At 67.5% G+C, this 18,554-nt stretch carries 19 protein-coding genes; 11 read left to right on the top strand and 8 right to left on the bottom strand.

All coding sequences use genetic code 11. From position 1 onward, the window contains the following. Positions 1 to 8: 8 nt before the first annotated feature. Positions 9 to 476 (bottom strand): cache domain-containing protein, encoded by a 468-nt coding sequence (locus ASF61_RS01820; RefSeq protein ID WP_056150547.1) that lies wholly within the window; start codon positions 474 to 476, stop codon positions 9 to 11. 239 nt (positions 477 to 715) lie between these two features. Between ASF61_RS01820 and ASF61_RS01815 the strand changes: the two genes are divergently transcribed. The 4 genes from ASF61_RS01815 (at position 716) to ASF61_RS01800 (ending at position 5,546) form a co-directional block, all read left to right on the top strand. Further along, on the top strand, positions 716 to 2,164 hold the full coding sequence (locus tag ASF61_RS01815; RefSeq protein WP_056150545.1) for a KamA family radical SAM protein: 1,449 nt from the start codon (positions 716 to 718) through the stop codon (positions 2,162 to 2,164). A gap of 321 nt (positions 2,165 to 2,485) precedes the next feature. Beyond that, positions 2,486 to 3,760, top strand: a complete 1,275-nt coding sequence (locus tag ASF61_RS01810; protein ID WP_056151204.1) for an MFS transporter — start codon at positions 2,486 to 2,488, stop codon at positions 3,758 to 3,760. After that, positions 3,757 to 4,647, top strand: a complete 891-nt coding sequence (locus ASF61_RS01805; RefSeq protein WP_056150544.1) for a 2OG-Fe(II) oxygenase — start codon at positions 3,757 to 3,759, stop codon at positions 4,645 to 4,647. Before ASF61_RS01810 ends, ASF61_RS01805 begins: the two co-directional genes overlap by 4 nt. A 44-nt stretch (positions 4,648 to 4,691) precedes the next feature. Continuing rightward, positions 4,692 to 5,546 carry a fumarylacetoacetate hydrolase family protein gene (locus ASF61_RS01800; RefSeq protein WP_056150542.1) on the top strand — a complete coding sequence of 285 codons (855 nt, stop codon included), beginning with the start codon at positions 4,692 to 4,694 and terminating at the stop codon, positions 5,544 to 5,546. Between the two features lie 37 nt (positions 5,547 to 5,583). Here the strand turns inward: ASF61_RS01800 and ASF61_RS01795 are convergent, their stop codons facing one another. Beyond that, a complete protein-coding gene (locus ASF61_RS01795) occupies positions 5,584 to 6,933 on the bottom strand; it encodes an aspartate aminotransferase family protein (RefSeq protein ID WP_056150539.1) in 1,350 nt (449 codons plus the stop codon). Between the two features lie 116 nt (positions 6,934 to 7,049). On the opposite strand from ASF61_RS01795, the gene ASF61_RS01790 reads away from it, so the two are divergent. Continuing rightward, positions 7,050 to 7,604 carry a carboxymuconolactone decarboxylase family protein gene (locus ASF61_RS01790; RefSeq protein ID WP_056150538.1) on the top strand — a complete coding sequence of 185 codons (555 nt, stop codon included), beginning with the start codon at positions 7,050 to 7,052 and terminating at the stop codon, positions 7,602 to 7,604. Positions 7,605 to 7,617: 13 nt separating this feature from the next. On the opposite strand, the gene ASF61_RS01785 is transcribed toward ASF61_RS01790, so the two are convergent. The 3 genes from ASF61_RS01785 to yjgA form a co-directional block, all read right to left on the bottom strand. Beyond that, on the bottom strand, positions 7,618 to 8,292 hold the full coding sequence (locus ASF61_RS01785) for an alpha/beta hydrolase (protein WP_056151202.1): 675 nt from the start codon (positions 8,290 to 8,292) through the stop codon (positions 7,618 to 7,620). A 125-nt stretch (positions 8,293 to 8,417) separates the two neighbouring features. Further along, positions 8,418 to 9,035: a molybdopterin adenylyltransferase gene (mog, locus tag ASF61_RS01780; protein WP_056150536.1), complete on the bottom strand. Its 618-nt coding sequence runs from the start codon at positions 9,033 to 9,035 to the stop codon at positions 8,418 to 8,420. After that, positions 9,025 to 9,645: a ribosome biogenesis factor YjgA gene (yjgA, locus tag ASF61_RS01775; RefSeq protein WP_056150533.1), complete on the bottom strand. Its 621-nt coding sequence runs from the start codon at positions 9,643 to 9,645 to the stop codon at positions 9,025 to 9,027. Before yjgA ends, mog begins: the two co-directional genes overlap by 11 nt. A gap of 107 nt (positions 9,646 to 9,752) precedes the next feature. On the opposite strand from yjgA, the gene pmbA reads away from it, so the two are divergent. Then, the gene (gene pmbA / locus ASF61_RS01770) at positions 9,753 to 11,129 is read left to right on the top strand and encodes a metalloprotease PmbA (protein WP_056150531.1); all 1,377 of its coding nucleotides are present in this window, start codon (positions 9,753 to 9,755) and stop codon (positions 11,127 to 11,129) included. Between the two features lie 13 nt (positions 11,130 to 11,142). On the opposite strand, the gene ASF61_RS01765 is transcribed toward pmbA, so the two are convergent. The 3 genes from ASF61_RS01765 to paaX all read right to left on the bottom strand — a co-directional run bounded on the left by ASF61_RS01765 (position 11,143) and on the right by paaX (position 14,621). Further along, positions 11,143 to 12,291 carry a hypothetical protein gene (locus ASF61_RS01765; RefSeq protein WP_156369420.1) on the bottom strand — a complete coding sequence of 383 codons (1,149 nt, stop codon included), beginning with the start codon at positions 12,289 to 12,291 and terminating at the stop codon, positions 11,143 to 11,145. Positions 12,292 to 12,453: 162 nt separating this feature from the next. After that, complete coding sequence (locus ASF61_RS01760; RefSeq protein ID WP_056150527.1) at positions 12,454 to 13,584, bottom strand: M14-type cytosolic carboxypeptidase; 1,131 nt, start codon at positions 13,582 to 13,584, stop codon at positions 12,454 to 12,456. 113 nt (positions 13,585 to 13,697) lie between these two features. Beyond that, complete coding sequence (gene paaX / locus ASF61_RS01755; RefSeq protein ID WP_056150524.1) at positions 13,698 to 14,621, bottom strand: phenylacetic acid degradation operon negative regulatory protein PaaX; 924 nt, start codon at positions 14,619 to 14,621, stop codon at positions 13,698 to 13,700. A gap of 152 nt (positions 14,622 to 14,773) precedes the next feature. Between paaX and paaA the strand changes: the two genes are divergently transcribed. Genes paaA through paaE form a run of 5 tightly spaced genes read left to right on the top strand, consistent with a single transcriptional unit; the run spans position 14,774 to position 18,550 of the window. Then, positions 14,774 to 15,775, top strand: a complete 1,002-nt coding sequence (paaA, locus tag ASF61_RS01750) for a 1,2-phenylacetyl-CoA epoxidase subunit PaaA (RefSeq protein ID WP_056150522.1) — start codon at positions 14,774 to 14,776, stop codon at positions 15,773 to 15,775. Then, positions 15,772 to 16,068 carry a 1,2-phenylacetyl-CoA epoxidase subunit PaaB gene (gene paaB / locus ASF61_RS01745; protein WP_056150521.1) on the top strand — a complete coding sequence of 99 codons (297 nt, stop codon included), beginning with the start codon at positions 15,772 to 15,774 and terminating at the stop codon, positions 16,066 to 16,068. Before paaA ends, paaB begins: the two co-directional genes overlap by 4 nt. A gap of 7 nt (positions 16,069 to 16,075) precedes the next feature. Beyond that, on the top strand, positions 16,076 to 16,828 hold the full coding sequence (paaC, locus tag ASF61_RS01740) for a 1,2-phenylacetyl-CoA epoxidase subunit PaaC (RefSeq protein WP_056150519.1): 753 nt from the start codon (positions 16,076 to 16,078) through the stop codon (positions 16,826 to 16,828). A gap of 55 nt (positions 16,829 to 16,883) precedes the next feature. Beyond that, positions 16,884 to 17,456, top strand: coding sequence for a 1,2-phenylacetyl-CoA epoxidase subunit PaaD (paaD, locus tag ASF61_RS01735; protein ID WP_056151200.1), 573 nt, complete (start codon positions 16,884 to 16,886; stop codon positions 17,454 to 17,456). An 11-nt stretch (positions 17,457 to 17,467) separates the two neighbouring features. Further along, a complete protein-coding gene (gene paaE / locus ASF61_RS01730; protein WP_056150516.1) occupies positions 17,468 to 18,550 on the top strand; it encodes a 1,2-phenylacetyl-CoA epoxidase subunit PaaE in 1,083 nt (360 codons plus the stop codon). Positions 18,551 to 18,554: the final 4 nt, after the last annotated feature.

Below are 18,554 nucleotides of genomic sequence, written 5' to 3'. Positions count from 1 at the left end.
CAATGGTGTTATTTCTTGTAAATGCCGGCTTCGAGCACCACGTCGTCCACGCGCAGGATGTAGGTGGTCTTCTGTTCCAGCTTGCCGGTGGCGGGATTCTTGTACTGGTAATCGACCCAGCCGCTGCCTTTTTTGGCGGCCAGGTCGATGATCTCGCGGCGGTATTTCTTGCCGCTGGCGTCGGGCACATCGGTCAGGTCCTTGCCGACGATGGACGGGTTGACCGGGTGCGCCAGCACGATGCCGGTCTTCAGGTCGCGGATGTCCACGTACAGCGAGCCCTGGATGAAGCCCGGGTCGCGCGCGGCCACCTTGCGGATCATCTCGTCCTTGCCGTGGGCCTTGATGAAGGCGGCGCCGCGTTCGGCCATGGCGATGGCGTCTTTTTCGGTCGGCTCGGCAGCCAGTGCCGGCACGGCGTAGCACGACAACAGGGCGGCAGCAGCAACGCTGGTGATGACGGGGTGCAGTTTCATGACGAGGTCCTTACAGGGGGAGGGAGCTGTGAACTGTACCGGCGCGGGGCACGGGAGAAATTGCGATGACGCAAGTAATGGCCGCATGGAAATTCCTGGTGTGGCAGTCAGCCAACTTGCTTCAAGGCCTGATTTATTTCCTATGGTCATTTAATCGTGGCGTTGATATCTGGCAACTACGAACCTGGACGTGGCCCCTAGCATCCAGTCTCCGCCCTTCGACTGTGACAGGAGTCCTCATGACCGTTCCCGCCCCCGCCAAGTTCAAACCCTATACCCGACAGACGATTACCGAGGCGCGCCAGTGGCAGTGGCTCACGCCCGAGCTGCAGGAAGCCGTGCAGGTGGTATCGCAGGTGCTGCCGTTCCGCACCAACGACTATGTGCTCGACCAGCTGATCGACTGGAACAACATCCCCGACGATCCGATTTACCGGCTGGTGTTCCCGCACCGCGACATGCTGGCGCCGGACGACTACGCCCAGCTGCGCGCGCTGGTGCTGGGCAACGCCAGGCCGGAGGCGCTGGCCGCGCTGGTGCGCAGGATCCGCTTGCAGATGAATCCGCATCCGGCCGGGCAGATGACGCACAACGTGCCGCACATGGACGGCGTGCCGCTGCGCGGCCTGCAGCACAAGTACCAGGAGACGGTACTGTTCTTTCCGAGTGCCGGCCAGACCTGCCACGCCTACTGCACCTTCTGCTTCCGCTGGCCGCAGTTCGTCGGCATGGACGACCTCAAGTTCGATGCCCGCGCATCGACCGAGCTGGCCGCCTACCTGAAGACGCAGCCGCAGGTGACCGATGTCTTGATCACCGGCGGCGATCCGCTGGTGATGAATACCCGTTCGCTCGAAGCCTATATCGAACCGTTGCTCGCCCCCGAACTCGCGCACATCCAGAACATCCGCATCGGCACCAAGTCGGTGGCGTATTGGCCGCAGCGCTTCGTCACCGACCGCGACGCCGACGATCTGCTGTGCCTGTTCGAGCGGGTGGTCGCGGCGGGCAAGAACCTGGCCCTGATGGGCCATTACAACCACGCGGTGGAGCTACGCCAGGAAATCGCCCGGCAGGCCGTCAAACGCATCGTCGGCACCGGCGCCACCTTGCGCATGCAGGGCCCCCTGATCCGCCACATCAACGAAGACCCGAAAAGCTGGGCCGAGCTGTGGCAGACCGGCGTGCGCCTGGGGGCGATTCCCTACTATATGTTCGTCGAGCGCGACACCGGTCCGCACGACTACTTCCAGCTGCCGCTGGCGCGGGCGCACGAGATTTTCCAGGCGGCGTACCAGATGGTGTCCGGCCTGGCGCGCACCGTGCGCGGCCCGTCGATGAGCGCCTTCCCGGGCAAGGTGGTGGTGGACGGCGTGGTCACCATCGGCGGCGAAAAGGTGTTTGCGCTGCAGTTTCTGCAGGCGCGCAACCCGGACTGGGTGCGCAGGCCGTTCTACGCCAGGTTCGACCCGCACGCCACCTGGCTCGACGAGCTGCAACCGGCATTCGGCGCGGACCGGTTCTTCTTCGAGGAGGACGGCGGCAGCCGCAGCGGCCATGACCACGCGCCGGCGCCGGCCGGCGAGCGCAAGGTGATCCAGCTGGTGCCCGCCGGCAGCGCCCGCGCCGCCAACGGCTGCGGCGCGTCGGCCGGCCCCGCCATGCCCGTCACCCCCAGCGCCGCCTGAACGATGCTGACCACCGGTCCTGTCCATCGCGCTGACCGCGCCGAGCGTGCAGCCTGCGCTGACCGCGCTTGTTGGGCCAATGATGCCGACCGTGCGACGTGCGCTGGCCGCGCTCGTTGCGTCGATGGTGCCGACTGCGTAGCGTGCGCCGACCGTGCTCGTTGCGCCGGTGGCACAGACTGCGTAGCTTGCGCCGAGCATGCTTGTTACGCCGATGGCGCCGACTGCGCAGCGTGCGCGGAAGCTGGCCGCTTGCCCGCGGTCCCGCCGGCTGCCGACGCAGACGGCGCTGCCGGTATCGCCCCGGCGCTGTCGCGACGCATGGTGGTGCTGATGGTCTTTCTGCCGTTCGCATTGGGCCATTATCTGTCCACGCTGCTGCGCATGATTAACGCCACGCTGGCGCCGGCGCTAACGGCGGCGCTGGCGCTCACACCCGGGCAACTGGGCTTGCTCACCAGCGCCTTCTTTTTCGCCTTCGCGCTGGCGCAGCTGCCGGTGGGGGTGGCGCTCGACCGCTGGGGGCCGGCGCGGGTGCAGCTGCCGCTGCTGGTCATCGCTGCACTGGGAGCGCTGGCATTTGCGGGCGGCCATGATTTTGCCCAGCTGCTGGTGGCGCGCGCGGTGATCGGGTTCGGCGTGGGCGGCTGCTTCATGGCGGCGGTCAAGGCGCTGTCGACCTGGCTCACGCCGGCGCGGTTGCCGTCGATGCAGGGCTACCTGATCGCCGTCGGCGGCCTGGGCGCCGCATCGGCCACGCTGCCGGTGCGCATCGCACTCGATTACACCGACTGGCGCAGCCTGTTCGTGGGGCTGGCTTCGGCGCTGATGCTGACCGGCGTGCTGATCCGGCTGCTGGTGCCGCCGCAGCCGGCCACCGTGCAGCACCAGCCGCTGCGCGCGGCCATGGCCGAGATCCTGCGCCACCCGGCGTTCCGCGAGGCGGCGCAGCTGGTGCTGGTGCCGCACATGGTGTTCTTCGGCATCCAGGGCTTGTGGATCGGCCGCTGGCTCGGCGACGTGGCCGGCTATGCCGAGGACCGCGTGAGCTGGCTGCTGTACGTGGCCATGGGTGCAGTGATCGCCGGCGCCATCGCCGTGGGCATGATCACCGAGTGGGCCGCACGCCGTGGCGTGCCGACGGTGCGCGTGGCCGCTGCCGGCGTGGCGCTGTTCTTGCTGGTGCAGGCGGGCCTGGTCTGCGGCTGGCAGCCGGGCGTGGCGGCACTGGCCGTGCTGGCGGTGCTGTTCACGCTGGTGGGCACGGTGACCGGCATCGAGTACACGATGGTGGCGCAGGGCCTGCCGGGCCGGCTGACCGGACGTGCGGCCACCTGCCTGAACCTGCTGATCTTTCTGGGCGCGTTCGCGGTGCAGGCGGGCTTCGGGCTGGTGCTCGATTGCTGGCGGCCCGACGGCGGCGGCCATTATCCGGCGCAGGCCTATCAGGCAGGTTTCGCCCTGCTGCTGGCGCTGCAGGCGCCGGGGCTGGCGTGGTATGGCTGGCGCTGCTGGCAGCGCCGGTGCGAGACGGACGACGCTTCCGGTAGAATGGACATCACACCCGCTTCCGATAAGGTTCCCACCAGTCCATGACCGATGCCGCCACCTCTCCCGTGCTCGCTTCGCTGCCGCAGTCGTGGCAGGACTGGATCGCCGACAACCTGGCGCGCGGCTGCAGCCCGCTCGACATGGTCAACAGCATGGCGCGCTCGGGCCAGTACACGCTGGACGTGGCGCGCGCGGCCCTCGACGAAGCGGTGCACGCACGCGCGATCGGACCCGGCGCCAACGTGCACGCGCCGGACCAGGCCATGCCTTTCATCGACACCACGCGCAACCGCATCATGGTGGACCAGCGCGCCATCGACGTGCTGTTCGTGCTGAAAAGCCCACAGGTGATCTTGCTCGGCAATGTACTCGACAGCGGCGAGTGCGACGCCCTCGTCGCGCACTGCGATGCCGGGGCTGATTCCTCCTCGCGCTACACGCGCTCCACCGTCACCGGCGCCGAAGACGGTGCGAGCGTGGTGCACGAGGGCCGCACCAGCGACATGGCCTTCATCGCCCGGGGCGAGGCCGCGATTGCCGATCGCATCGAGCGCCGGCTGGCGCTGCTGTCGCACTGGCCGGCCGACCGCGGCGAGCCGTTCCAGCTGCAACGGTACGCCAGCACGCAGGAGTACCGGCCGCACTACGACTGGCTTGATCCCGACGCCAGCGGCCACCGCAGCCACCTGGCGCGCGGCGGCCAGCGCCTGGCCACCTTCATCCTGTACCTGACCGACGTGGAGCAGGGCGGCGGCACCGTGTTTCCGGGCCTGGGCCTCGAGGTCTATCCGAAAAAGGGCAGTGCGCTGTGGTTCCTCAACACCGACCCGCATCACCATCCCGACCACCAGACCCTGCACGGCGGCGCGCCGGTGGTCCAGGGCACCAAGATCATCGCCAACAAATGGCTGCGCCAGGCGCGCTACGGCTGAGCCAGAGGTAAAATGCGGGCTTCCGTACCCTTTGAGAGCAAACCATGAGACTTGTGCGCTATGGCCGTCCCGGCAAAGAACAACCTGGCCTGATCGACGACGAAGGCAAGCTGCGTGCGCTGTCGGGCGTGATCGACGATATCGACGCCGCCCAGCTGGCCCCCAAGGCCCTGCGCAAGCTGGAAAAGATCGATCCCGCCACGCTGCCGGTGGTGCGCGGCAACCCGCGTTTCGGCGTGCCGGTCAAGCACGTGGGCAAGTTCGTCTGCATCGGCCTCAATTACTCGGACCACGCGGCCGAAGCGAAGATGGCGCCGCCCAAGGAGCCGATCGTGTTCCTGAAAGCGAATACCGCGTTGAGCGGCCCGGACGATCCGATCATGCTGCCCAAGGGCTCCAAGAAGACCGACTGGGAGGTGGAGCTGGGCGTCATCATCGGCACGCGCGCGCAATACGTGACCGAAGACGAGGCGCTTAAATACGTGGCCGGCTACACGGTGGTCAACGACGTGTCGGAACGCTCGTATCAGCTCGAGCGCGGCCCGCAATGGGACAAGGGCAAGGGCTGCGATACGTTCGGCCCGGTCGGTCCGTGGCTGGTCACGCCCGAGCACATCGGCGACGTCCAGGACCTCGACCTGTACCTCGAAGTAAACGGCAAGCGCATGCAGACCGGGAATACGTCCACCATGATTTTCACGGTGGCGCAGATCGTCAGCTACCTGTCGCAGTTCATGACGCTGGAGCCGGGCGACGTGATCGCCACCGGCACGCCGCCGGGCGTGGGCATGGGACTGGCCAAGCCGCGCTTCCTGAAAAAGGGCGACCAGCTGCGCCTGGGCATTCCCGGCCTCGGCGAGCAGCAGCAGGAAGTGATCGACTGGCGGCCGCGCAAATAGCCGCCCCCGGGCGCTCCGGGCGCTCCGGTCGTTGCGGTCAGGACGCGCCGGCGATCGCCCGCTTGACCGCCTGCGCCAGGCGGTCGGTGATCTCGGCCAGGTCGGCGTCGCTGGCGATGAACGGCGGCGCCAGCAGGACATGGTCGCCGCGCACGCCATCGATGGTGCCGCCCATCGGATAGACCATCAGGCCGCAGGCCATCGCCTCGCGCTTGATCGCCGCGTGCAGCGCCAGCGCGGGATCGAACGGCTCCCTGGTCGCGCGGTCGCGCACCAGTTCCACCCCGATCAGCAAGCCCCGGCCGCGGATGTCGCCGACGTGCGGATGGCCGCCCAGCGCTTCGCGCAACATGGTGCGCAGCACGGCGCCGCGGCCGGTCACAGCGCCCAGCAGGTTGTCGCGCCGGATCACCTGTTGCACCGCCAGCGCGGCGGCGGCAGCCACCGGGTGGCCCATGTACGTGTGACCGTGCATGAAGATGCCGCTGCCCTGGCGCAGCCGCTCGACCACCGGCGCGCGTGCCAGCACCGCGCCGATCGGCTGGTAACCGGCACCGAGCCCCTTGCCGAGCACCACCAGGTCCGGCAGCACGCCTTCCTGCTCGAACGCGTACAGCGTGCCGGTACGCCCCATGCCGCACATCACCTCGTCGGCAATCCACAGGATGCCGTACTTGTCGCACAGGCTGCGCACGCCGCGAAAGTAGCCGGGCGTGGGCGGCACGGCGCCGGCCGTGGCGCCCACCACGGTTTCGGCGCAAAAGCCGATGATGCGCTGCGGCCCCGTTGCGATGATGGTGTCTTCCAGTTCGCGCAGCAGGGACGCAGTGTAGGCCTCGAGGCTCTGGTCCGGCGCGCGCTCGCGGTACTCGAAGCACGGCGCCACCCGCGCCACGTCCATCAGCAGCGGCGCGAACGGCCGGCGGCGCCACTCGTTGCCGCCGATGGCCAGCGCACCGAGCGTATTGCCGTGGTAGCTCTGGCGGCGGGCGATGAAGACGCTGCGCTGCGTTTCGCCCGCCTCGACGAAATACTGGCGCGCCAGTTTCAGCGCCGTCTCCATCGCCTCGGAACCGCCCGAGACCAGGTACACCTGATCGAGGTCGCCCGGCGCATCGGCGGCCAGCCGCGCCGCCAGTTCCTCGGCCGCCTCGCACGTGAAGAAGGCCGTGTGGGCGTAGGCATTGCGGTCGATCTGGGCATGCATGGCCGCCAGCACCTCGGGGTGCGCATGACCGAGCGACGACACGGCCGCGCCACCGCTGGCATCGAGGTAGCGGCGGCCTTCGCGGTCGTGCACGACCATGCCGGCGGCCGCGCCGACGACGGGCGGCGTCTGGCGCAGATGACGGTGGATCAGGTGGCTGGCAGGGCGGGGGCGGTTCATGGAGGTCCTTTCGGGCAGGTGGCGACGTGTGATTGCCAGCAGACAATATCCGCGTTCAGCTTGTTTTCTGTTGATCCATGCCGCACCATGGGCAGAAATTTGAGAGGAGTGACAAGATGACCGATCGCCTGGGACCGATACCGTTTGCCCACATGACCGCCAGCCAGCAGGTGGCAGCGCAAGCGGTGATCGACGGCCCGCGCGGCGCCCTGTACGGACCGTTCGTGCCGCTGATCCGCAGTCCGGAACTGATGGCAGCTGCCCAGCGCATGGGCGAATACCTGCGCTACCGCAGCGCCATCGGCACGCGCCTGACGGAGCTGGCCATCCTGGTCACGGCGCGCCAGTGGAGCCAGCAGGTGGAGTGGGCGATCCACGCCCCGATCGCGCGCGAATACGGCATCGCCGAGACGACGATCGCAGCGATTGCCGAACGGCGCCAGCCGCCGGACCTGCCGGCCGACGAGGCACTGGTGCTGACCTTCTGCCAGCAGCTGCACCGCCAGCAACGGGTGGACGACGCCACCTACGCCGCCGCACTGGCCGCCTTCGGCGAGCATGGCGTGGTGGACCTGATGGGCATCAACGGCTACTACACGTTTCTGGCGATGGTGATGAATGCAGCGCAGACGGCCGTGCCGCCGACGGATGCGCCGGCGTTGCCGGATTAACGGACCTAAGGCCTCAGCTGGCCTGAACCAGCACCCGCTTCAACCACGCACCGATATCATCGACCTCCTGCTGGCACAGCGAGTGCTGCATCGGGTAATCGTGCCATTCCACCTGGTAGCCCCACTGTTGCAGCAGGTCGCGCGAGGCGGTGGCGCGGGTGACGGGGACTACCGGGTCCATGCGGCCGTGGGCCATGAACACGGGCGTGGCCAGGCTCTCCTGGGTGAACTCGGTGGCGGCCTTGGGGGCGATCGGCAGGTAGCCGGACAGGCACATCATGCCGGCCAGCTTTTCCTTCTGGCGCAGGCCGGTCTGCAGCGTCATCGCGCAGCCCTGCGAGAAGCCGGCCAGGATGATCCTGTCGGCAGCGATGCCGCGCGCCTTTTCGCGGGCGATCAGGGCCTCGACCTTGGCCTGCGAGGCGCGCAGGCCCGTTTCGTCTTCCTGGCGACCAAGGTCGGTGGCGACGATGTCATACCACGAGCGCATCACGTAGCCGCCGTTGACGGTGACCGGCATGGTGTCGGCATTCGGGAACACGAAGCGGATCGCCGGCAGGCCGCGCAGGTCGAGTTCCTGCAGCATCGGCACGAAGTCGTTGGCGTCGGCGCCCAGGCCGTGCATCCAGATGATGGCGACAGTCGGGTTGGCGCCGGTTTCTTTTTCGATGGTTTGCAGCAGGCTCATAGTTTTCCTCGGAGTGGCGGTTGCCGTGGCAGGCAACACAGGGATCAGGGCAGCGATCGGCGCCAGCGCCGCCGACAACGCGGCAGCGCGCACCAGGCGGCGCCGCCCGGCGTCGGCAGCCAGGTTCACGCAGCAGGCGCAGGCCGCAGCGCCGATTTGGGCCGGAATGCCTTGCAGAGGGCCGCATCGGTTTCCATATACGGTCCGCCGATCAGGTCGATGCAATAGGGGACTGCGGCAAAGATGCCGCCCGCGACCGTGTTGCCGTCGGCGTCTTTCAGGCCGCCCAGCGTTTCGGCGATTGCCTTCGGCTGGCCCGGCAGGTTCATGATCAGGGCCGCGTGATCGGCCGTCTCGCGGATCACGGCGGTCTGGCGCGACAGGATGGCGGTCGGCACGAAGTGCAGGCTGATCTGGCGCATCTGCTCGCCGAAGCCCGGCATTTCCTTGGTGGCCACGGCCAGCGTGGCTTCGGGCGTGACATCGCGCCGCGCCGGCCCGGTGCCGCCCGTGGTCAGCACCAGGTGGCAGCGTGCGATATCGACCAGTTCCACCAGCGTCGCCTCGATCCGGGCGCGCTCGTCGGCGATCAGCCGCGTCTCCACGCGGTAGGGCGTGGTGATGGCGCGCGCCAGCCAGTCCTGCAGGGCGGGAATGCCCTGGTCCTGGTAGACGCCGCCGCTGGCGCGGTCCGAGACCGAGACCAGGCCGATCACCAGCACCGGTTCCGGCTTATTCGTCATCGTGTTCGCTGTCGGCGTCGAGAGCGGCGTCGAGGTCGTCGTCGGCAGCGCCGGCTGCCGCCTTTTTCTTCTTGGCCTCGACCTGCTTGAGGATCTGGAAGATTTCGCGGTACGCCTTGGGCGGCTTGTTCTCGGCCTGCTCCTTGCGGGCATTGCGGATCAGCGTGCGCAGGTGCTGCACGTCCAGTTCCGGGTTCTCCGACAACAGCACGGTCAGCGCCTTGTCGTCGGCCAGCAGCTTGTCGCGGCGGCGCTCGAGCGCGTGCATGGCGGCGGTGTCGGCCTTCGAGGCGCCTTTCCAGCTGTCGATGGCCTGCTGGATGGCAGCCACTTCCGCTTCGTCCAGCGTGCGCATCTTCTTGCCGACGAACTGCATCTGGCGGCGGCGACCTTCATGGTTGGTGATGGTCTGGCACTCGAGGATGGCGTCGCGCACGTCCTCCGGCATCGGCACGCGCTTGACACGGTCGCGCGGCTCGGCGACCAGCGCCTCGCCCAGCTTTTGCAGGGCGTCGACCTGGCGCTTCATCTCGGATTTGGAAGGGCGCTCGTATTCCTGTTCGAATTCGGTGGAGCTGAAGCCGACGGCGCCGCGGTTTGGATTTACCATATGATTAACTCTCGGGAAAGACTCGTGGTCCGGCGTGCAGCCGTCCCTGTAAACTGTGAACGACTGCTATGATACCCGGTTTAGCTGCCTGCCGACGAAAACCGCCCATGTCCGACCGCCCCGCCAGCCCGAGCTTGAGCCTAAGCTTCAGCCACACGCACGAACAGCTGCAGCAGCTCGCCCGCGACGTGCTGGGTTACGCGAAAGCGCAGGGCGGCACCGATTGCGAGGTCGATTTCAGCGAGGGCAGCGGCCTGTCGGTCTCGGTCCGCCGGAACCAGATCGAGACCATCGAGCAGAACCGCGACAAGGGCATGGGCGTGACCGTCCATCTGGGCCGGCGGCGCGGCAATGCCAGCACCTCCGATTTTTCCACTGCCGCCCTGCAAGCCACGGTGGAAGCGGCCTACAACATCGCCCGCTTCACCGCCGAAGACGACTGCGGCGGCCTGCCTGACGTCGAGCTGCTGGAAATGGCGCCGCCCGACCTGCAACTGTTTTATCCGTGGGAGATCGACACCGCCGGCGCCGTGGAACTGGCCCGGCGCGCCGAAGCGGCCGCCTTTGCGGTCGATGCGCGCGTGACCAACAGCGAGGGGGCGGGCGTGCACGTGCAGCACTCGCAATTCGTCTCGGCCAATTCGCGCGGCTTCATCGGCGGCTACCCGTATTCGCGCCACACGGTGTCGATGGCGGCCATTGCCGGGCGCGGCGCCGGCATGCAGCGCGACGACTGGTATGTGTCGGTGCGCGATGCGGCGCGCATGGCGTCGCCGGAGGCGATCGGCCGTTACGCTGCCGAGCGCGCCCTGGCGAGGCTGCGTGCCCGCAGCCTGAGCACGCGCACCTGCCCGGTGCTGTTCGAGGCGCCGCTGGCCATCGGTTTGCTGGGCGCCTACGTGCAGGCCACGTCGGGCGGGGCGCTGTACCGCAGGTCGACGTTTTTCGTCGACAGCCTCGGCAAGCAGGTGCTGCCGTCGCACGTGCAGATCCACGAAGACCCGCACGTGATCGGCGCCATGGGCTCGGCCCCGTTCGACGACGAAGGCGTGACGACGCGCGCGCGCGACGTGGTCAGGGACGGCGTGGTGCAGGGGTACTTCCTGTCGACCTATTCGGCGCGCAAGCTGGGCATGCGCACCACCGGCAACGCGGGCGGTTCGCACAACCTCACGCTGTCGTCGTCGCTGACGGCACCCGGCGACGATTTGTCCGCCATGCTGCGCAAGCTCGGCACCGGCCTGCTGGTCACCGAGCTGATGGGGCAGGGTACCAACTACGTTACCGGCGACTATTCGCGCGGCGCCTCGGGCTTCTGGGTCGAGCGCGGCGAGATCCAGTACCCGGTCGAAGAGATCACGATTGCCGGCAACATGCGGGACATGCTGGCGCAGATCGTGGCGGTCGGCGCCGACACCATGGTGCGCGGCACCAAGCGCACCGGCTCGATCCTGCTCGAGCAGATGGTGGTCGGCGGAAGCTGACTTCGTCACGCCATTATTTGACGCACAAGGCGCTGGCCGGCACGCCGCAGGCCACCAGCCGGCCCACGTCCGGATTGTTCAGGTAGTCGAGGTGGGCGCGGTCCGGCCGCTCCAGCAATCCCAGCCACGTCGGTGCATTCGAGACCAGGATGTTGTGGACGCTGACGCCCTGGCCGGCGTAGCGCTGTGCCGGCAGCGTATAGGACAGCGCGTCGTTGGGATCGGAAAAAGCCACAACGGTCAGCGTCGCCGCCGTGCGCCGCCCGTCGCCGGCGCGCTGGTGCAGCAGCCGTTGCAGGCTGTCCGGCTGCGCGGTGCGCGCGCTGCCGGTGTCGAGCGGCTGGTCGGCCAGCGACAGCAACGGCAGCTGGTTGGCCGCCATCACCAGCATGCGCAGCCTGGCCATGGTGCGCCGCGCGGTGACCGCCGCCCGCGAACCAGGCGCCTCCTCGCCCATGCGCAGCAGCGTATCGAACATGATCTTGCTGCCCATGCTGTGGGCGATCACCACCAGCGGCAGCTTGTCGGCCTCCTCATCAGAAGGCGTAACGCTGCCCAGCACGCGCAGGATGGCCTCGCGCATGCGCAGCTGGATGGTGTCGCGCGCCACGCCCTGGTAGATCAGCGCGTCGGGCAGGCAATCGTCGATCAGCGTATCTTTCAGACGGGCGTTCCACAGTGCGCGCCGGTGCGGGTACGGCGGCGCGCCGGTGCATGCTGCCGATTTGTCGGTCTGGTCGTCGCACAGCTGGCGCTTGAGCGGCGTCGTCAGCGGCGACCAGATCAGGGCGTGGAAGCGCAGGCGGCCGGCCGCCGTGTCCACCGTGGACGGCACGATCTCGATGTCATTCGTGTCTGCGCCGGCGATGCTTGCCGGGGACACGGTGGCGCCGTCGATCGACCGTCCCAGCTGCGCCACCACCTGCTGCGCCCAGCGCGCGTCGTGGGTGCAGATGCCGTGCACCAGCAGCACCTCGGCGCTGCGGCCCCGGGCCTGCGCGGGCAGATCGACCAGGCCGGGGAAGCGCGTGTCGCGCTCGAGTATCACGGGAGGACGGTAAGGGGTGCTGCAGGCGGCCAGCAGGAGCAGGCCGGCGAGCACGCCCGGTACGGCACGCAAAAGAGTGGCGGCCGGGCGGCGCTTGGGTGAACGGATGGTCATCTGATCCTCCAGGGAGAAGGCGCTCGCTGGCGCCGCTGGAGGTCAGTGTATTTTTGCGGGTGACAGCCACCTTGTGCTGGCACAGCGCCAGGACAAGGTGGCTGGCTTGACGACCGAGCTACTGCTGAATAACTACTGAGTAACTGCTCAGTTACTGCCCAGTTACTGCTGCGCGACCAGGGTCTGCAAGATTGGCTGCAGCACGGCTTTGCCCAGCTCGGCGCTGCGGGCGCCGTTCCAGCCGGTGTCGGCGTCCGGGTCGTTGGCATTGTCCTTGAACGGCAGTTCCACCGTCAGCGACAGGCAACCGAACTGGTGCGTGATATGGGGCGAACCCATGGTCAGCGTTTCGTCCGTGTACGGGGTTTCGCCGTAGCCGTATTCGTCCTGGAAGTCGGGGCTGGCGATCAGGAAGTTGTCGATGAAGTATTGCTGGCCTTCGGCCTGGTCCGGGGTCCAGGTCGGCAGCGATTCGCTGCCCGCCACGAAGACGTACGGCAAACCCTCGTCGCCGTGGATGTCGAGGAACAGGTCGCACCCGATTTCCAGCATCTTGTTTTTGACCAGGAACACTTCCGGGCTGCGCTCCATGGTCGGGTTCAGCCACTCGCGGTTGAGGTTGGCGCCAGCGGCATTGGTGCGCAGGTTGCCGCGCACCGAGCCGTCCGGGTTCATGTTCGGCACCACGTAGAACACGGCTTCCTTCAGGCAGTTGCGGCCGAACGGGTTGGCCGGATCGAGCAGCGCGTCGACCATGCCTTCCACGAACCACTCGGCCATCGTTTCGCCCGGGTGCTGGCGCGCGATCACCCACACTTTTTGTTCCGCTTCCGGGTCGCCGATGACCAGCATGTTCAGGTCGCGGCCATCGATGGTGCTGCCCAGGTCGACCTGCTTGACCAGCGGCGACAGTTGCGCATTGTCCAGCAGCGCCAGGTGGCGTTCCCACGAATACGGTTCGAAATAGGCGTAGTAAACACTGTCGTATTCCGGGGTATGGTTGATCGTCATGACCTCGCCGTCGAACGAGGTCGGCACGCGGAACCAGGTGTCGCGGTCGTAGCTGGCCACGGCCTGGTAGTCTTTCCAGCCGTCCGGGTAGGCAGTCTTGCCGGCGTTCAGGAAACGCAGTGTCAGCGGCGTGGACGCACCGCCCTGCACGCGGAAGTAGAACCACTGGGTGATGTCGGCGTGCGAGTCCTTGCGGATGTGCAGGTCGATCGCGGCCGGGTTGTCGGCGCTGATGACGTCGATGGCGCCGGCGTCGAACTGCTGGCTGATTTTGATAGGCATGGTGAATGGTCCCGTTGAAATTCAGAGTCGAGCGCTTGTGGCGCAGTGGCGACATCATACAGGGTGGTGGCGCTTGGCGACACGCCGGTCGTGGTCAAGAAATTCTCGGCGCCTCAGCGCAAGCCCCCGAACCGCGCATAAAACGCCGCCTCTGCCGGTGCCGCCGCCGGGTCTGCGCGGCGCAGCACGGTGTCGATATGCTGCTCGGCCGCCACGTGGACCGCCAGGTACAGCTGGCGCGCCAGCGCGTAGGCGTCGGTGCCGGGCCAGGGAGACGGCAGCAGGTCGGCAGGCAGTTGCGGGTCGTGCAGTTGCACGCGGCGGTAGGCATGGATCAGCAGGGTGCGGATCACGAACGCCTGCTGCGGCGTCGGCTGACCGGTCCCGCGCGCGCCCAGCGCATCGCGCAGCGGCGCAAAGCGGGCGATGAACAGTTCGTAGGCGGCCGCCACGGCGCGCAGGTCCCAGCCGGTCGCCACCAGTTCGCCCAGCGGCCGGGCGCCGACGCCGGGCACGGTGGCCGCGCGCACCACGAACAGCTTGCCGCTCACGCCCAGGCGCCCCAGCACGTCAGCCAGTGCAGCCGGTTCTGCCGCAGGGTGGGCCAGGATGCCGGGCGCCATCACGCTGTAGCCTTCCCATAACAGTTCCTTGCGCACGGCCGTGCGTTCGGCCGGCGTCAGCGCGCGTTCGCCGCTGAGCACCAGGGTCCAGTGGCCATCCCAGTGCGCGTGCGGTTCGGCGTAGATGCGGCGGTAGGCGTGCGAGAAGCGCGCCATGGCGTCGGGCGTGATCGCGTAGGCGCTGCGGCGGCCGTCACGGCGGGCGCCCAGCCAGCCCTCCTGCGCCAGGCGGAACACGGCCGTGCGCAGCAGCCGGTCGTTGACACCGAACGGCGCCAGCAGCTCGATCAGGCTGCCCAGCCACACCATGCCGCCGTGCGGCACGATGGCGTCGCCGAAGATGGTCACCACCAGCGATTTCGAGCGCGGCGGGTCGTGGGCGAGGAAGTCGGTGATCCAGTCGGAACAGTCCATGGAGTCCAGCGGAAAGCAAACCGTCAGTTTACCGGTTGAAACGTCGTTCGAGGGAAATATCTGCAAGATTTCAATATGATTCAAAAAATCGGTAGCATAAAATAATTTCGTATCGTATGATCACTTCATCGAGTACAGAGGAGGAGACCACGATGTACGCCCAACAAGTAGAGACCGGCCTGAGCGCGGTCCGCAGCGCTGACGACATGGCCGACGACGAGCGCGCCTTCCAGGCCCGCATTGACGCCGGCGTGCGCATCGAGGCCAAGGACTGGATGCCGGACGCCTACCGCAAGACCCTGATCCGCCAGATTTCCCAGCATGCGCACTCGGAGATCGTCGGCCAGCTGCCGGAGGGCAACTGGGTTACGCGCGCTCCCACGCTCAAGCGCAAATCGATCCTGCTGGCCAAGATCCAGGACGAGGCCGGGCACGGCCTGTACCTGTACAGCGCGGCCGAAACCCTGGGCGTCACGCGCGACGAGCTGCTCGCTGCCCTGCACAGCGGCAAGGCCAAGTATTCGAGCATCTTCAACTACCCGACGCTGTCGTGGGCCGACATGGGCGCCATCGGCTGGCTGGTCGACGGTTCGGCCATCATCAACCAGATCCCGCTGTGCCGCTGCTCGTACGGGCCGTACGCGCGCGCCATGGTGCGCGTGTGCAAGGAAGAGTCGTTCCACGCGCGCCAGGGCTACGACATCATGCTGTCGCTGGCGCGCGGCACGCCCGAGCAGAAAGCCATGGCGCAGGATGCGCTGAACCGCTGGTGGTGGCCGTCGCTGATGATGTTCGGCCCGTCCGACGCCGAATCGGTCAACAGCGCGCAGTCGGCGCAGTGGCGCATCAAGCTGTTTTCCAACGACGAACTGCGCCAGCGCATGGTCGATCAGACCGTGCCGCAGGCCGAGTTCCTCGGGCTGACCATCCCCGATCCCGACCTGCGCTTCAATGCGCAGACCGGCCACTACGAGTTCGGCGCGATCGACTGGACCGAGTTCCAGAATGTCCTCAAGGGTAACGGCCCGTGCAACCGCGAACGGCTGCGCACCCGGGTCGACGCCTGGGAGCAGGGCGCCTGGTTCCGCGAGGCGCTGGTCGTCCATGCCGACAAGCACGCCGACAAAAAACCACGCACCACGGAGGCCGCATGACATCGCCAACCAGCAGGGAATGGCCGCTGTGGGAAGTCTTCATCCGCAGCCAGCACGGCCTGGCGCACAAACACGTGGGCAGCCTGCATGCGCCCGACGCCGAAATGGCGGTCAACAATGCGCGCGACGTCTACACGCGGCGCAACGAGGGCATGAGCATCTGGGTGGTGCGCGCGGCCGACATCGTGGCCAGCAGCCCGTCCGACAAGGGCGCCCTGTTCGAGCCGGCCAACAGCAAGGTCTATCGCCACCCCACCTTCTTCCCGATGCCGGAAGAAGTCAAGAACCTGTGAGCTGCCGATGGACACCAAGGTCAATTACCTGCTGCGCCTGGGCGACAATGCCCTGATCCTGAGCCAGCAACTGTGCCGCCTGTGCGGCAAGGGCCCGGCGCTGGAAGAAGACATGGCGCTGTCCAACGTCGCGCTCGACCTGCTGGGCCAGACCCGCCTGTGGTACGAGTATGCGGCCGAACTGGAAGGCGCCGGCCGCGACGAAGACCGCCTGGCCTATCACCGCGACGCCCACGACTTCAAGAACTGCCTGCTGCTCGAACAGCCGAACGGCAACTACGCCGACACCATGATGCGGCAGTTTTATTTCGACACCTGGCACTACTTCCTGATCGCCGCCCTCACGCACGCCAGCGACGCCCGCATTGCCGCCATCGCCGAAAAGTCGCTCAAGGAAGTGACATACCACCTGCGCCGCAGCGGCGACCTGGTGGTGCGCATGGGCGACGGCACGGCCGTCAGTCATGCCAAGACCCAGGCCGCCGCCGATGCGCTATGGATGTACAGCGGCGAGGCGTTCGCCTACGACGCGGTGGACCAGGCCATGGTGGACGCCGGCATCGCGCCACCGGGCGCGCAGCTGCGCAGCCAATGGCTGGCGCACGTGGCCGAGATCTTTGCCGAGGCCACCCTGACCATGCCACCGGCAGACGCCTGGATGCAAAGCGGCGGCAAGCAGGGACGCCACACCGAGCACCTCGGCTACATCCTGGCCGAGATGCAGTTCCTGCAGCGCGCGTACCCGAACGCGCAGTGGTGAGCCCCGCATGAACACCCCCAAGACATCGGCGTCCACCGGCAGCCCGCGCGCCGTCATGCCCGCGCAGGCGGGAGTCCCATCCGGGCGCTCCAGCGCCGCTGCAGGCGCCGGCTACGACAGCGACCGCGTCTTCGGCTGGCTCAACGACGTCCCCGACCCGGAAATCCCCCCCATCAGCATCATCGACCTGGGCATCGTGCGCGCCGCGCAGGTGACCGACGATGGCGCCTGCCACGTCACCATCACGCCCACCTACAGCGGCTGCCCGGCCATGCAGGTGATCGGCGCCGCCATCACCGAGGCGCTGCATGCACACGGCGTGCGCGAAGTGGTGCTGCACACCCAGCTCAGTCCCGCTTGGACCACCGACTGGATCAGCGAAACGGGCAAGCAAAAGCTGCGCAATTACGGCATCGCGCCGCCGGCCGAGCAGGTGATCGACACCAGCCGGCTCGGCCTCGGCCCGGCCGCGGCCATTTCACGCAGAGCGCCGCCACCGCGCATCGCCTGCCCGCACTGCGGCTCCACCCACACTGCCGTCACCAGCCAGTTCGGCTCCACGCCCTGCAAGGCGCTGTACCGCTGCTTCGACTGCCGCGAGCCGTTCGATTACTTCAAGTGTCACTGATCGCTAAGACCATGAGCCAATTCCATCCCCTGACGGTGGCCCAGGTGCGCCACGAGACGCGCGACACCATTGCCGTCACCTTTGCCGTGCCGCCCGAACTGCGCGCCAGCTATGCCTACCAGCAGGGCCAGCACCTGACCCTGCGCACGCAGATCGACGGCGAGGATGTGCGACGGTCGTATTCCATCTGTTCGGCGGTGCAGGACGACACGCTGCGCGTTGCCATCAAGCGCACCCCGGGCGGCGTGTTTTCGTCGTGGGCCGTGGATCACCTGCAGCCGGGCGCCGTGCTCGACGTGATGCCGCCGTCGGGCCACTTCAACGTGCCGCTCGATGCCGCCAACCGCAAGCACTACCTGGCGTTTGCAGCCGGCAGCGGCATCACGCCCATCCTGTCGATCATCAAGACCACGCTGGCGGTCGAGCCGCACAGCCGCTTCACGCTGTTCTACGGTAACCGCGCCAGTTCCTCGGTGATCTTCCGCGACGAGCTGTCCGACCTCAAGGACCGCTACCTCGACCGCCTGCGCATCGCCTACGTGATGAGCCGCGAGCAGCAGGACATCGACCTGTTCAACGGCCGCATCACGCAGGACAAATGCGCCGAGTTCCTGCGCTACTGGGTGCGCGTGGCCGATGTCGATGTGGCCTTCATCTGCGGGCCGGAAGACATGATGCTGGGCGTCGCGGCCGCCCTGCAGCAGGCGGGCATGCCCAAAGACGCGATCAAGGTCGAACTGTTTGCCGCCACCGGCGCCAACGGCCCGCGCCAGGCCAGGGCCCACGCGGCCACGGACGCCGGTGCGCAGCAGACCGAAGTGACCGTCATCATGGACGGCAGTGCCAGCAGTTTCACCATGGCGCAGAACCAGGAGTCGCTGCTCGACGCCGGCCTGCGCGCCGGCATCGACATGCGCTATGCGTGCAAGGGCGGCGTGTGCTCCACCTGCCGCTGCAAGCTGGTCGAAGGCCAGGTGGACATGGATATCAACTACGCACTGGAAGACTACGAAGTGGCGCGCGGCTTCGTGCTCAGCTGCCAGAGCTTCCCTGTCACCGGCAAGGTGGTGATCGACTTCGACCAGGCCGAATAAGAAA

Source organism: Duganella sp. Leaf126 (assembly GCF_001423125.1).
Taxonomy (GTDB): Bacteria; Pseudomonadota; Gammaproteobacteria; order Burkholderiales; family Burkholderiaceae_D; genus Rugamonas.
The sequence above is the reverse complement of the archived record's forward strand: the minus strand, read 5'-3'. Positions and strand labels throughout refer to the sequence as shown.